A 13,547-nucleotide genomic window follows, 5' to 3' on the forward strand; every position below is an offset into this window, starting at 1 on the left:
GGGCGCAAGGCTGCTGTATCATTTGATTGCTTGTGTGACTTTGCCTCTCGGATCGCTGCCGATCCGAGGATTTGTGCGGAGCGGGACGGGTAATGCGGCTGTTTTGCGCACAGGCCCCGCTCTGAAATATTCAAAGCGATCGCGGTGGTCTGGTCGATTGGCTGCCCCTCGTGATCCAAGTGCATTCGGAGGGCATGCATGTTGTCTCAGTGGCATTTGCCGATGATCGTCGGCGCTTCTCTTTCCCTTCTATCCGCAATCGGTGCCCAGGCGCAGGACGCGCAACTGCCCGTGGTGACCGTCGCCAAGCCGGTCGTGCGGGACGTCATCGACAGCGACGAGTTCATCGGCCGTTTCGAGCCCGTCGACGAGGTGCAGGTTCGCGCCCGCATCGGCGGCTATCTCGACGAGGTCAATTTCACCGATGGCGCCCTGGTGAAGAAGGGCGACAAGCTCTTCGTCATCGACCAGCGGCCCTATCGTACGGCTCTCTCTCAGGCCGAATCGACGCTGGAATCGGCGCGCTCGTCGCTGGAATTCGCCGAGGCCCAGTTCAAGCGGACGCAATCGCTGACGGGCACCGGCACGCTTTCGGTCTCGACGCTCGACGATCATCGCCGCGAACTCCTGTCGGCGCAGGCGCTGGTGCGCGGCGCGGAAGCGGCGGTCGAGCGTGCCAAGCTCGACCTTGACTACACCACCATCACCGCGCCGCTCAGCGGCCGCGTCGACCGGCGCCTGCTGTCGACGGGCAATCTCGTCCAGGCTGACCAGACGGTGCTGACGACGATCGTGTCGCTCGACCCGATCGATTTCTACTTCGACGTCGACGAACGGCGGCTGCTTTCCTATGCACGGGTCGCGCGCGAGCGCGGCAGCGCGCTGCAGGAAGGCGGCGGCTCGCTCGAAGTGCTGGTCACCATCGCCGACTCGCAAGAGGAGCCGTTCAAGGGCAAGCTCGACTTCGCCGAAAACCGCGTGGATCCGCAGAGCGGCACGATGCGCGTGCGCGCCCGTCTCGATAACCCGAGCCTCGTGCTGCAGCCCGGTCTCTTCGGCCGTGTGCAGATCGAAGGCTCGAACACCTACAAGGCCGTCCTCATTCCGGACGAAGCGATCGGCGCCGACCAGAACGAGCGCATCGTCTATGAGGTGACCGGGGATGGAACGGTGGTGACCAAGCCCGTGCGTCTCGGCCCGAAGCTGCATGGCTACCGCGTCATCCGCTCCGGCATGACCGGCGACGAGACCATTGTCGTCAACGGTCTGATGCGGGCGCGGCCCGGCACCAAGGTGAAGCCCGAGACGGTGCAGCTTCCCCCCGAAGCGCAAGCAGCGGGGGCGGCGCAATGAGGTTTGCTCACTTCTTCGTCGACCGGCCGATCTTCGCGTCGGTGCTGTCGATCGTGCTGCTGATCGTCGGCAGTATCGCCTATTTTCAGCTTCCCGTGGCGCAGTACCCGGAAATCGCCCCGCCGACCATCGTCGTTCGCGCTGCCTATCCGGGTGCTGACGCCGATACCGTTGCCAACACCGTCGCGACGCCGCTCGAACAGGAAATCAACGGCGTCGAGAACATGCTCTATATGTCCTCCTATTCGACCGCCGACGGCTCGATGGCGCTGACGATCACCTTCAAGCTCGGCACCGACCTCGACCAGGCACAAGTGCTGGTACAGAACCGCGTGTCGATCGCGGAGCCGCGGCTGCCGGAAGAAGTCCGGCGGATCGGCATCACCACGGCCAAGAGTTCGCCCGACCTGATGATGGTCGTGCATCTCTTGTCGCCGACCGAACGCTATGACCAACTCTACGTCTCGAACTATGCGCGCACCCGCATTCGCGACCTGCTCGTCCGGCTCGATGGCGTCGGCGACGTCATCCTGTTCGGCGAGCGCGAATATGCGCTGCGTGTCTGGCTCGATCCGGAGAAGCTGTCGGCCTATGGCATGACGGCCGGTGACGTGGTGCAGGCTTTGCGCGAGCAGAACGTGCAGGTCTCCGGCGGTTCGATCGGTGGTCCGCCGGCGCCGGGCGACAGCGCGTTCCAGTACACGGTCACGACGGACGGCCGCTTCAGCGACGCGCGGCAGTTCCGCTATGTCATCGTCAAGGCGACGGAAAGCGGTCGCCTCGTGCAGCTGCAGGACGTCGCGCGTGTCGAGCTCGGTGCTCGCGAATACGTCAACAACAGCTATCTCGACGGCAGCCCGGCGGTGGCGCTCGGCATCTTCTCGCGGCCGGGCACCAATGCGCTCGACGCCGCCGAGCAGATCCAGAAGGTGATGACCGACGTTTCCAAGGACTTCCCTGACGGGCTCGAATACCGCATCGTCTACAACCCGACAGAGTTCATCTCGGAATCGATCAACGAGGTCTACAAGACGATCGCCGAGGCGGCCATTCTCGTTGCCATCGTCGTTCTCGTCTTCCTGCAATCGTGGCGCACGGCGATCATCCCGATCGTCGCCATCCCCGTGTCACTCGTCGGCACCTTCGCCTTCCTCTATGCCTTCGGTTTCTCGCTGAACATGCTGACGCTGTTCGGCCTGGTGCTGGCGATCGGTATCGTCGTCGACGATGCGATCGTGGTGGTCGAGAATGTCGAGCGAAATCTCGCGCGAGGGATGACCCCGCGCGAGGCGTCGCATGTGACCATGGACGAGGTGGGGGCGGCCGTCATCGCGATCTCGCTGGTGTTGACCGCGGTGTTCGTGCCGACGGCCTTCATCCCCGGCATCGCCGGCCAGTTCTACCTGCAGTTCGCCGTGACGATCTCGGTCGCAACGGTGATTTCCGCCTTCAACTCGCTGACACTGTCACCGGCGCTGGCGGCTATCTTGTTGAAGCCGCACGAGAACGGCCATCATGAAAGCCGCAATCCGCTGACGCGCTTCGGCAAGGCCTTGGCGAACGGCTTCAACAACGGTTTCGACCGGATGGCGTCGGGCTATGCATGGGTCGTGCGCAAGCTCGTCTCGACGAAGGTGGCGCTGGCCGCGGCCCTTCTCGTCTTCGTCGGGCTGCTGGGGGCCACCTGGTACATGGCGCAGATCGTGCCGCGCGGCTTCGTGCCGACCATGGACCAGGGCTATGCGATCGTCGTCATCCAGCTGCCGGACGGCGCCTCGCTCGACCGGACGGACGCCGTCGTCAAGCGGGCCTCGAAGATCATCCAGGACGTGCCGGGCGTGAAAAGTGCTGTCGCCTTTGCCGGCTTCAACGGTGCGACCTTTACCAACGCGTCCAATTCGGGCGTGGTCTTCGCCTCCTTCGAAAGCTTCGAAGAGCGGCTGAAGAACGGGCAGGGGGCCAACCAGATCATCGGCCAGCTCTATGGCAGCCTGCAGAGCATCCAGGAAGCCTTCATCATCGCCGTGCCGCCGCCCTCGGTGCGCGGCATCGGTAACTCCGGCGGCTTCAAGATGCAGATCATGGACCGGCAGAGCTCCGACATGCGCCGCGCGCTCGGGCTTGCCTACCAGATAATGGGCGCTGCCAACCAGACGGAAGGGTTGACCGGGGTCTTCACCACCTTCTCGGCCTCCAGTCCGCAATACTTCCTGGCGATCGACCGCGACAAGGCGCGCACACTCAACGTGCCGATCCCCAACATCTTCGAGGCGCTGTCGATCAACCTCGGTACGTCCTACGTCAACGACTTCAACGCCTTCGGCCGCGTGTACCAGGTGCGGGCGCAGGCCGACCAGCAGTACCGCGTCGAGCGCGACAACATCCTGGCGCTGAAGGTGCGCTCGGCAACCGGTGCGCTGGTGCCGATGGGTACGCTTGTCGAGATCCAGGATACGGCCGGTCCGACGCTGGTGCAGCGCTACAACATGTACGTCTCGGTGCCGATCCAGGGTAACCCTGCGGTCGGGGTCTCGACGGGTACGGCTCTCGACAAGATGGAGGCGCTCGCCGCCCAGATCCTGCCGCAGGGCACGACCTTCGAGTGGACGGAACTCGCCTACCAGGAGCGCCAGACAGGCAACACCGCGGTGTTCATCTTCGCACTGTCGGTCGTCTTCGTGTTCCTGGCGCTGTCGGCCCAGTACGAAAGCTGGGTTCTGCCGCTGGCGATCATCCTGATCGTGCCGCTCGGCGTGCTGGCCGCATTGGTCGGGGTGTTCATCCGCGGGCTCGACAACAACGTACTGACCCAGATCGGGCTCATCGTTCTGATCGGTCTTGCAGCCAAGAACGCGATCCTGATCGTCGAGTTCGCGCGGCAGGGCGAAGACGAGGGCAAGACGCCGATCGAGGCGGCTGTGGAAGCGAGCCAGCTGCGCCTGCGCCCGATCCTGATGACCGCCTTTGCCTTCATCCTCGGCGTGGTGCCGCTGATGATCGCGACCGGCCCGGGTGCCGAAATGCGCCAGTCGCTCGGCACGGCGGTGTTTTCGGGCATGCTCGGGGTAACGTTCCTCGGCCTGTTCCTGACGCCGGTGTTCTACGTCGCGCTCCGGTCGTTCCGGCGACGCAAGGCGGCGGTGAGCGAACCGGCGCCGCACCCGGCCGAATAGGGCAGGCCCGACGATAACCTGACGAATGCCCCGGCAGCAATTCCGGGGCATTTGGCTTTGACGAGGCTATCGTTGCCTTATCGGCCTTAGGGCCGGTGACGTAAACGTGAGCACCGCCTGCCGTTTGTAACTGGACGTGGCCGGGCCCTTGAACAATTCTTTCCGCGCCCCGTGACGCCACCGTTCGGTCGAGCGAAGGCAAAGGCTTCCATTCGCTGTTCAATACCTGCCCGCCGCGTGCCCCCAAGGCCCGAGGTCAGGCGGCAAGTGAGAGAGGTGAAGGCTGATGCTCCGGTACTTTGTCTACACATTCGCCGCCATATGGTTCATCCACGCGTTCTGGCCATCGGTCGCCCATGCGCAGCAACAGCCGCGCCCTGTCAGCCAATGCCAGGCGATCGCCGAAACGCTCCCCCAGGCGACTTTTGCCAGTTTCACGCCCGCGGCTGCCACCAAGGGGCAGACGACGGCCGGCGAGGTGACAATCAGCTATCTCGGCCATTCCACCTTCCTGATCGAGACGCCCGGCGGCGTCTTGATCGCAACCGACTATAGCGGCTGGTATGCACCGTCGATGCCGCCGACGGTCGCGACCATGAACAAGGCGCATTCGAGCCACTACACGCTGACGCCGGATCCGGCGATCAAGACCGTGCTGCACGGCTGGAGCGATAGCGGCCAACCGGCGCGCCACGATCTCGTGGTCGGCGACGCCTACATCCGCAACGTGACGACCGACATCCGCGCCGGCGGCGGCGCCATGGAGCACGACGGGAACTCGATTTTCATCTTCGAGGTGGCGGATCTCTGCATCGGGCATCTGGGCCATCTGCACCATGAACTCGACGACAGCCACTACAGCCAGATCGGCCGGCTGGACGTGCTCATGGTGCCTGTCGATGGCGGCCTGACCATGGGTGCCGAGAGCATGAGCCGGGTGGTCAGCCGGCTGCGCGCCTCGCTGATCCTGCCGATGCACCGCCGTGGCCCGCCGATCGACGCCTTTCTGGACATGTTCGGCGACGACTACGACAAGCGTTACGCCGACAGCGCCAGTATCAAAGTATCCCTGCGTTCCTTGCCAAGCAAACCACTGATTTATATCCTCAAGGGCGTTTGAACATCCTGGGATCGCCCGATGAAGTTGCTCGTGGTTGGCGTATCGTTCTTTCTCTCCTTCTCGACTCTTGCCGAGGCCGGTGGCGCGCCGCCGCCGCGCATGCCGTCTCCCGAGGGGCAACAGCCGCAAAGCCAGCCGGAGACCACGGTCCGACCGGCGGGTGAGCCGGAGATCTTCGCGATGCCCTCGGGCAATATCGGCTGTATCTACACGCCGGCTGGCGGCACGTCCGTCTATCAGCCCGCCGATGGCGGTCCGGAGCTGGCCTGCGATATCGTCGCGCCGCGTTATGTCAGGGCGACCCTTGGCCGGGCGGGAGCCGCCACGCTCAATCACGCCGTCGGCGATCCCAGCTGCTGTTCGACTGGGACTGTGCTCGACTATGGGCAAAGCTGGTCGCGACGGCCGTTCTCCTGCGTGTCGGAACGCACTGGCCTTTCCTGCCGCCGTGACGACGGACACAGCTTCCTCTTGAGCCGCGCGCAGGTCTCTGCCAACTGAAAAACCGCCCCCCGGCTGGACGGAAAGCGGCAATAAAACTATAAGGCGCCCCATTCCATTCAAATTAATGCATGCAGAGGGTGCCATGGCTGGCCATTCACAGTTCAAGAACATCATGCACCGCAAGGGCCGTCAGGATGCGGTGCGCTCGAAAATGTTTTCCAAGCTCGCGCGCGAAATCACGGTTGCCGCCAAGTCGGGCATGCCCGATCCCGCGATGAACGCGCGCCTGCGCCTGGCGATCCAGAACGCCAAGGCGCAGTCGATGCCGAAGGACAACATCGAACGGGCGATCAAGAAGGCCTCCGGCGGCGACGCGGAGAACTACGAAGAAGTCCGCTACGAGGGTTATGGCCCGGGCGGCGTTGCCGTTATCGTCGAAGCCTTGACCGACAACCGCAACCGCACCGCCTCGAACGTGCGCTCGACCTTCACCAAGGCCGGCGGCGCGCTCGGCGAAACCGGCTCGGTTTCCTTCTCCTTCGATCGCGTCGGCGAGATCACCTACAAGCTCTCCGTCGGTGACGCCGACAAGGTGATGGATGCGGCGATCGAAGCGGGTGCCGACGACGTCACCACCGACGAGGACGGCCACACGATCATCTGCGGTTTCGAAGCGATCGGCGAAGTGTCCAAGGCGCTCGAAGACACGCTCGGCGAAGCCGAAACGGTCAAGGCGATCTGGAAGGCACAGAACACCGTTCCGGTCGATGAAGAAAAGGCGCAGTCGCTGATGAAGCTCATCGACATCCTTGAAGACGACGACGACGTCCAGAGCGTCTATTCGAACTTCGAAGTCTCGGACGAGATCCTGGCGAAGCTGTCGGCCTGATTGGGACGACCGTCGCTCGCAGAATTTTCACCCGCGTCCGAAAGGCCGCGGGTTTTTCTTTGGATGGCCCGATGACCTATGAATTCGCGATCTTCGATTTCGACGGCACGCTTGCCGATACGGCGGCGAGTTTCATGACGGCGTGCAACGCGGCTGCACGGCGCTACGGCTTCCGCGAACTCTCGGTCGAGGAGTTCCAGTCGTTGCGCACCATGGGCAGCCGCGAGATCATCGCGCATCTCGGCGTGCCCGTTTGGAAACTGCCGCAGATCGCCACCTTCATGCGCCGTGCCATGGCGACTGAAGCGGCAAGCGTCCGGCTGTTTCCGGGCGCCGCTGAGCTTCTCTGGAAATTGAAGGCGGCGGGCATCGGCATTGCGATCGTGAGTTCGAACGCGGAGCAGGGTATTCGCGCCGCACTCGGCGAAGCGGCAGCGACGATTGACCTCTTCGAATGCGGTGCCGCGCTTTTCGGCAAGGCACAGCACTTCAAGCGTGCGATCCGGCACTCCGGCCTCGATGCGGCTCGCATCCTGGCGATCGGCGACGAGGCGCGCGATATCGATGCGGCGCGAAAGGCGGGCGTGGCGGCCGGTGCGGTTGCCTGGGGCTATGCCGACCCGGTCTTCCTGCAAGGGCTCGGGCCGGATCGGTTCTTTGCCAATCTGGAAGAGATCGCACCCGCTTTCGGGGCGATCTGATCGGCCGGCTTTACGCCGCCTTGGCGAGATCGCGCTGGGCGTCGGCGAAGAGGCGAAGCGAATTCAGCCGCGCCTGCATGTGGAAGATCGGCATGGAGATGATCAGTTCGTCGGCCTTTGTCTGCTCGAGGAACGCCCCGATCTTGCGCCGGATCGTCTCTGGCCCTCCGACCACCGCATACATCATCGAATGGTCGACGAAGATCTTCTCGTCATAGCTCCAAAGCCCATCCATCGACTGGACCGGCGGCGGAAACTGCCCGCGCGCGTTGCGGCGCAGGGCCACGAAGGATTGCTGCATGGAGGTGAAGAGGTAGTTCGCCTCCTCGTCCGTATCGGCGGCAACCCCCATGACGCCGACCATCACCTGCGGCTTGGCAAGGGTCTCGGAGGGGGTGAAGCGCTCGCGGTAGATCTCCAGCGCCGAGAGCAGCATGTCCGGCGCGAAATGCGAGGCGAAGGCGAAGGGCAGGCCGAGCATGCCGGCGAGATGGGCGCTGAAATGGCTTGAGCCGAGCAGCCAGATCGGCACATTGGTGTCGGCGCCGGGCACGGCGATGATCTTCTGGTCCTCGGCGACGGGGCCGAGCAGTGCCTGCAGTTCGACGACGTCGTTCGGGAAGTTGTTGCCGCTCGCCTCCATGTTGCGTCGGAGGGCCTGGGCGGTGCGCATGTCGGTTCCGGGCGCACGGCCGAGGCCGAGGTCGATGCGGCCGGGGTAGAGGGCGGCGAGCGTTCCGAACTGTTCGGCGATGACAAGCGGCGAGTGGTTCGGCAGCATGATGCCGCCGGAGCCGACACGGATCGTCTTCGTCGCTGCCGCCACGTGCGAGATCACGATCGAGGTCGCCGCACTGGCGATGCCCTTCATGCCGTGATGTTCGGCCAGCCAGAAGCGGGTGTAGCCGTTCTCCTCGGCCGCCTGGGCCAGACGGCGCGAATTCTCCAGCGATTGGGCGACGCTGCCGCCTTCAGTGATCGGGGAAAGATCGAGGACGGAGAAAGTCGCCATGGCAAAGGCCTTTATTGAGAGAAATTGATGCAAGGCTATGTAAGCTCAATTTTCCTCAATCCAAGGGCGGTGCCGAAGAAAACCTGGGGCCGCGCCTCCACTGTGCGTATGTTTTTGTTTTGTTCACTTTTTGCTGGCAGCGTCCGGACTGACATCATAGGGTGAAATTCATGCAGACCACGATTCGCATCATCGGCATCGATCCGGGGCTCCGTCGTACCGGCTGGGGCATCATCGAGACGCTCGGCAATTCGTTGCGTTTCGTCGCCTCGGGCACGGTGACGTCGGATGGCGACATGGACCTCGCCTCCAGACTTTGCCAGCTGCATGACGGCCTTGCCGAGGTGGTGCACAGCTATCAGCCACACGAGGCGGCGGTGGAGCAGACCTTCGTCAACAAGGACGCGACAGCGACGCTGAAACTCGGCCAGGCGCGCGGCATCGCCATGCTGGTGCCGGCACGAGCAGGCCTCAGGGTCGCCGAATATGCGCCGAACGCGGTCAAGAAGGCGGTGATCGGCGTCGGTCATGGCGAGAAGCAGCAGATCCACATGATGCTGAAGGTTCTGATGCCGAAGGCCGAGTTCAAGGGCAACGATGCGGCGGACGCACTGGCGATCGCTATCTGCCATGCCCACAACCGGCAATCGGTGACGAGCCGGCTTGCCGCATTGATGGCGTAGTTGCGCCCGACACGATAATTTCCGATGGTCCGGTGACCATCCAGAACCCACCGCGAGAGACGCCACATGATCGGCAAATTGAAGGGTACCATCGACGAGATCGCCGAGGATCACGTCGTGCTCGATGTGCATGGCGTCGGCTACGTTGCCTTTTGTTCGGCGCGCACGCTGTCCAGGCTCGGATCGGCGGGCGAGGCGGCGGTGCTCTTCATCGAGACGTATGTGCGCGAAGACCAGTTGAAGCTGTTCGGCTTCCTGACGGCGCTGGAGCGGGAATGGTTCCGGCTGTTGCAGAGCGTGCAGGGGGTCGGCTCGAAAGTGGCGCTGGCCGTGCTTTCCACCCTGACGCCGGGGGAATTGGCCAATGCGATCGCGCTGCAGGACAAGACCTCCGTCTCCCGTGCGCCCGGTGTCGGGCCCAAGGTGGCGGTGCGCATCGTCACGGAACTGAAGAACAAGGCGCCGTCCTTCGCCGGCGAGATGTCGGCCTCGATCGGCCTCAAGCAGGAGCTTGGCGAAGGCGTCGCCTCCGCGCCGGTTTCCGATGCGGTTTCGGCGCTCACCAATCTCGGCTACTCGCGCGACCAGGCGGCCAATGCCGTTGCTGCGGCCTTGAAGAACGGCGGCGAAGGCGGCGACAGCGCCAAGCTCATTCGCCTTGGCCTGAAAGAGCTGGCGCGATGAACGCTTGCCTTGGCCGGGCACAGAAGGCAGAACGCATCGTGCCCGGCATGATGACGGGTTGCAGCGCTGAGCTGCCCGACCGAATGGAACGAACGCATGACTGACGCCGCACGCCTGATAACGCCGGAAAAGCGCGGTGAAGACCTCGATGCGACCATGCGCCCGCAGACGCTGGATGACTTCACCGGCCAGGCGGAAGCGCGCGCCAACCTGAAGATCTTCATCGAGGCGGCAAAAAATCGCGGCGAGGCGCTGGACCACGTGCTCTTCGTCGGCCCTCCCGGGCTCGGCAAGACGACGCTGGCGCAGATCATGGCCAAGGAGCTCGGCGTCAATTTCCGCTCGACCTCCGGCCCTGTGATCGCCAAGGCCGGCGATCTCGCAGCCCTGCTCACCAATCTCGAAGAGCGCGACGTGCTCTTCATCGACGAAATTCACCGGCTCAATCCGGCCGTCGAGGAAATCCTCTATCCTGCGATGGAGGACTTCCAGCTCGACCTCATCATCGGCGAAGGCCCGGCGGCGCGGTCGGTGAAGATCGACCTGTCGAAGTTCACGCTGGTGGCGGCAACCACCCGCCTCGGGCTTCTGACGACGCCGCTTCGCGACCGTTTCGGCATTCCGGTGCGGCTCAATTTCTACACGGTCGAAGAGCTGGAATCGATCGTCCGGCGTGGCGCCCGGCTGATGGGCCTCGGCATGACCGACGACGGCGCCCGCGAGATCGCCCGCCGCGCCCGCGGTACGCCGCGCATCGCCGGCCGGCTGTTGCGCCGGGTGCGCGACTTCGCCGAAGTGGCGCGTGCCGAAGCCGTGACCAAGGAGCTCGCGGACGAGGCGCTGACGCGGCTGCTCGTCGACAATATGGGCCTCGACCAGCTCGACCGGCGCTACCTCTTCATGATCGCGCAGAACTTTGGCGGCGGTCCCGTCGGCATCGAGACCATCGCTGCGGGCCTTTCGGAGCCGCGTGATGCGATCGAAGACATCATCGAGCCCTATCTGATCCAGCAGGGCTTCATCCAACGCACGCCGCGCGGCCGTATTTTGACCGCCAATGCCTGGAAACATATCGGCCTTAATCCCCCCAAGGAGATGGAGGCGACCCAGTTTCGCCTGACATTAGAGGACGACGACTAGATGATCAGCCGCCGCGGATTGTTGAAACTGATCGGCGGCGGTATCGTCAGCATGGCGGCACTGGGCGGCTACGCCTTTGCCGTCGAACCTCTGGCCCGGCTGAACGTCACCCGATACAAACTGACGCCACCCAATTGGACACCAGGCCTCAAGCTGCGCGCCGTCGTGCTCACCGACATCCACGCGTGCGAGCCCTGGATGCCGGCAAGCCGTATCGCTTCGATCTGCCGGCAGGCCAACAGCCTTGGCGGCGATATCACGCTGCTGCTCGGCGACTATGTGGCCGGCATGAACCTCGTCACCAGCTATGTGCATTCCAGCGAATGGTCGAAGGCGCTGGCCACACTCGAGGCGCCGCTCGGCGTCCACGCGGTCATGGGCAATCATGACTGGTGGGAAGACCGGACCGCGCAGAAGAACGGCGGCGGGCCGACCTTCGGGCACAAGGCGCTGCAGGACGTCGGCATCAACGTCTATAGCAACCGGGCGGTGAGACTGGAGAAGGAGGGGCAGGGCTTCTGGATCGCTGGCCTCGAAGATCAGCTTGCCTTGGTGCCCGGCAAGAAGTGGCAACGCAAGCGCATGAGCGGTCTCGACGATCTCGATGGTACGCTCGCCCAGGTGAGCGATACCGATCCGGTCATCCTCATGGCGCATGAGCCGGATGTGTTCCCGCGTGTTCCGTCGCGTGTCGCGCTGACACTGTCGGGCCATACCCATGGCGGCCAGGTGCGGTTTCTCGGCTATGCGCCGGTCGTGCCCTCGCGTTTCGGCGAGCGTTACGCCTACGGCCATGTGACCGAGAACGATTGCAATCTGATCGTTTCCGGCGGTCTCGGCTGCTCGCTTGCGCCGGTTCGCTTCGGCATGCCGCCGGAGATCGTGGTGATCGATCTCGGCTGAGCGACAAATTCCAGGTTCGTTCGGTCTTGCGCTGAAAGAGCCTGGCATCAAGACGACGCCAGGCCTGTTTGCTTCCGCCCGCCCGCTCTGTTGAGCCGAGCAGGGCGCCCGTTTGTCACGGTGCGTCAGGCGGCCCTGATGGCTCCGCTTCGCACTGCGCCCCGCAGGCCGGACGCCACCTCATAGGTGTCGGTGACCAGCAGCAGGCCGTCCGCGCACTGGTACCATTCCCCCTCGCTCATGCTCTTTACCGACGCACTGAGTGTTGCCAGTTCAACAGAGCCGGGCGGTGTGCTGATGATCCGTTCGGCGACCCAGCTATCGAGCCAGGCCTGGTTTGCCGGCGAAACGGCCTCAAGCGCGATTTGCGGGTGCTGGTCGAAGTAAGTCTGGACGGCCAGGTTGGTTGGCGCGATGACGATCTGGTCAAGATTGCTGTCGCCGAGCGCATCGATCACACGAGAGTTTTCCAGCGCTGCCAGGAAGGTGTCGGTCTTGCCGTCCCGACCGGTCGAAGAGGCGAGGGAGCGCAATGTCTCCAGTATCGTCGGCAGCGGCGGAATAACCTCGATGTCGCTGGTGCCCGTCCTGGTAAGGGACTGGTAGACGAGATCGATCTCGGGCGTGAACGACCGCTTGCGAATGCCGCGCGTCCAATTGAACTCGAAGTCCACTTCGAAGCGCCCTTTGAAGTTGGGCGTCGCGCCTTGCGGGACCTCGATGATCGCGGCCGCATTCCAGATGTAACCGGCATAGGACGGGCGACCGGGATTTGCCGGCACTCCCGCCGAAACCCAGCCGACATGGGGCAATCTCGCCTGCCACTCGATCGATTGCGTTGCGGGGCGTGCCGCAAACGAAACCTCGGAGGCCGTGAAGCTGACACCGACATTGGCGCTGAGCGAGGCGCCGCCCTTCGGGCCTTCCTTGCTGTATTCGGCGCTGAGTTCGCCGCCGATCGAGAAACTGATCGTCGCTTGCTCGACGGTGCTGTTCGGCCCGAACGTTACGAGCCGCGCCTGCTGCGAGTTCGTCTCGAGGCGCAGCTTCATGTGATTGGCGTAAAAGCCGACCGATACCCAGTTGGACGACGGAGTGGACGGCGAACCCTGGATGCCGTGATAGACATCCCCGACGACGAGGTAGTAGTCGCGCGTCAGATTCTGGTTGCCGCGCATCAGCTTGTAGACCGAAAGCAAGGCGTTTGCAGTCAAGGTTTGCGATGAGGTCTTGACCGTGCCCCAGCCGAAATCCTTGCCGCCATTCGTTTTCCATTCACCGTTCAAAGTGCCGACAAGCTTCCAGACTTCAGGATTCAACGTCTCGATAGGCATGATTGATTTCCTTCGAAGCGCCGTCGATCGACGGGAGGGTTGAGCTTTTTGCACGGACCGGAACCGTTCCGCGCAGCCAAGATAGCTCGGATTTTCGGCGGCAACCTGGGG

At 63.7% G+C, this 13,547-nt stretch carries 12 protein-coding genes; 10 read left to right on the top strand and 2 right to left on the bottom strand.

The annotated features are described in order from the left end of the window. Window positions 1–198 precede the first annotated feature (198 nt). The 6 genes from ASD01_RS07825 (at window position 199) to ASD01_RS07850 (ending at window position 7,680) form a co-directional block, all read left to right on the top strand. On the top strand, window positions 199–1,353 hold the full coding sequence (locus ASD01_RS07825; RefSeq protein ID WP_034806198.1) for an efflux RND transporter periplasmic adaptor subunit: 1,155 nt from the start codon (window positions 199–201) through the stop codon (window positions 1,351–1,353). Next, entirely contained in the window at window positions 1,350–4,526 is a 3,177-nt protein-coding gene (locus tag ASD01_RS07830) for an efflux RND transporter permease subunit (RefSeq protein WP_034806200.1), read from the top strand. Before ASD01_RS07825 ends, ASD01_RS07830 begins: the two co-directional genes overlap by 4 nt. Window positions 4,527–4,809: 283 nt before the next feature. Next, a complete protein-coding gene (locus ASD01_RS07835; protein WP_082572778.1) occupies window positions 4,810–5,646 on the top strand; it encodes an MBL fold metallo-hydrolase in 837 nt (278 codons plus the stop codon). Window positions 5,647–5,664: 18 nt separating this feature from the next. Beyond that, window positions 5,665–6,147 carry a YML083C domain-containing protein gene (locus tag ASD01_RS07840; RefSeq protein WP_127889460.1) on the top strand — a complete coding sequence of 161 codons (483 nt, stop codon included), beginning with the start codon at window positions 5,665–5,667 and terminating at the stop codon, window positions 6,145–6,147. Between the two features lie 85 nt (window positions 6,148–6,232). Beyond that, window positions 6,233–6,979, top strand: coding sequence for a YebC/PmpR family DNA-binding transcriptional regulator (locus ASD01_RS07845; RefSeq protein ID WP_034806204.1), 747 nt, complete (start codon window positions 6,233–6,235; stop codon window positions 6,977–6,979). A 71-nt stretch (window positions 6,980–7,050) separates the two neighbouring features. Next, the gene (locus ASD01_RS07850; RefSeq protein ID WP_034806206.1) at window positions 7,051–7,680 is read left to right on the top strand and encodes an HAD hydrolase-like protein; all 630 of its coding nucleotides are present in this window, start codon (window positions 7,051–7,053) and stop codon (window positions 7,678–7,680) included. Window positions 7,681–7,690: 10 nt separating this feature from the next. On the opposite strand, the gene ASD01_RS07855 is transcribed toward ASD01_RS07850, so the two are convergent. Next, window positions 7,691–8,692 (bottom strand): LLM class flavin-dependent oxidoreductase, encoded by a 1,002-nt coding sequence (locus tag ASD01_RS07855; RefSeq protein ID WP_034806655.1) that lies wholly within the window; start codon window positions 8,690–8,692, stop codon window positions 7,691–7,693. A 170-nt stretch (window positions 8,693–8,862) separates the two neighbouring features. On the opposite strand from ASD01_RS07855, the gene ruvC reads away from it, so the two are divergent. From ruvC to ASD01_RS07875, 4 genes are all read left to right on the top strand, one after another. Continuing rightward, complete coding sequence (gene ruvC / locus ASD01_RS07860) at window positions 8,863–9,375, top strand: crossover junction endodeoxyribonuclease RuvC (protein ID WP_034806209.1); 513 nt, start codon at window positions 8,863–8,865, stop codon at window positions 9,373–9,375. Window positions 9,376–9,441: 66 nt separating this feature from the next. Next, window positions 9,442–10,059, top strand: a complete 618-nt coding sequence (gene ruvA / locus ASD01_RS07865) for a Holliday junction branch migration protein RuvA (protein WP_034806211.1) — start codon at window positions 9,442–9,444, stop codon at window positions 10,057–10,059. Between the two features lie 96 nt (window positions 10,060–10,155). Further along, window positions 10,156–11,199, top strand: a complete 1,044-nt coding sequence (gene ruvB, locus ASD01_RS07870; protein ID WP_034806214.1) for a Holliday junction branch migration DNA helicase RuvB — start codon at window positions 10,156–10,158, stop codon at window positions 11,197–11,199. Then, window positions 11,200–12,102, top strand: coding sequence for a metallophosphoesterase (locus tag ASD01_RS07875; protein WP_034806217.1), 903 nt, complete (start codon window positions 11,200–11,202; stop codon window positions 12,100–12,102). A 125-nt stretch (window positions 12,103–12,227) separates the two neighbouring features. Here ASD01_RS07875 and ASD01_RS07880 read toward each other — a convergent pair whose 3' ends face one another. Continuing rightward, the gene (locus ASD01_RS07880; protein ID WP_034806219.1) at window positions 12,228–13,436 is read right to left on the bottom strand and encodes a hypothetical protein; all 1,209 of its coding nucleotides are present in this window, start codon (window positions 13,434–13,436) and stop codon (window positions 12,228–12,230) included. Window positions 13,437–13,547 lie beyond the last annotated feature (111 nt).

Origin of the sequence: Ensifer sp. Root423, from assembly GCF_001426275.1 — a bacterium.
Taxonomy (GTDB): domain Bacteria; phylum Pseudomonadota; class Alphaproteobacteria; order Rhizobiales; family Rhizobiaceae; genus Ensifer; species Ensifer adhaerens.

Bases quoted from the DNA above. Each gene is read 5' to 3' on its own strand.
- ASD01_RS07855 (WP_034806655.1), bottom strand. From the start codon at position 8,692: ATGGCGACTTTCTCCGTCCTCGATCTTTCCCCGATCACTGAAGGCGGC.
- ASD01_RS07845 (WP_034806204.1), top strand. From the start codon at position 6,233: ATGGCTGGCCATTCACAGTTCAAGAACATCATGCACCGCAAGGGCCGT.
- ASD01_RS07880 (WP_034806219.1), bottom strand. From the start codon at position 13,436: ATGCCTATCGAGACGTTGAATCCTGAAGTCTGGAAGCTTGTCGGCACT.
- ASD01_RS07840 (WP_127889460.1), top strand. From the start codon at position 5,665: ATGAAGTTGCTCGTGGTTGGCGTATCGTTCTTTCTCTCCTTCTCGACT.
- ruvA (WP_034806211.1), top strand. From the start codon at position 9,442: ATGATCGGCAAATTGAAGGGTACCATCGACGAGATCGCCGAGGATCAC.
- ruvB (WP_034806214.1), top strand. From the start codon at position 10,156: ATGACTGACGCCGCACGCCTGATAACGCCGGAAAAGCGCGGTGAAGAC.
- ruvC (WP_034806209.1), top strand. From the start codon at position 8,863: ATGCAGACCACGATTCGCATCATCGGCATCGATCCGGGGCTCCGTCGT.
- ASD01_RS07875 (WP_034806217.1), top strand. From the start codon at position 11,200: ATGATCAGCCGCCGCGGATTGTTGAAACTGATCGGCGGCGGTATCGTC.
- ASD01_RS07850 (WP_034806206.1), top strand. From the start codon at position 7,051: ATGACCTATGAATTCGCGATCTTCGATTTCGACGGCACGCTTGCCGAT.
- ASD01_RS07825 (WP_034806198.1), top strand. From the start codon at position 199: ATGTTGTCTCAGTGGCATTTGCCGATGATCGTCGGCGCTTCTCTTTCC.
- ASD01_RS07830 (WP_034806200.1), top strand. From the start codon at position 1,350: ATGAGGTTTGCTCACTTCTTCGTCGACCGGCCGATCTTCGCGTCGGTG.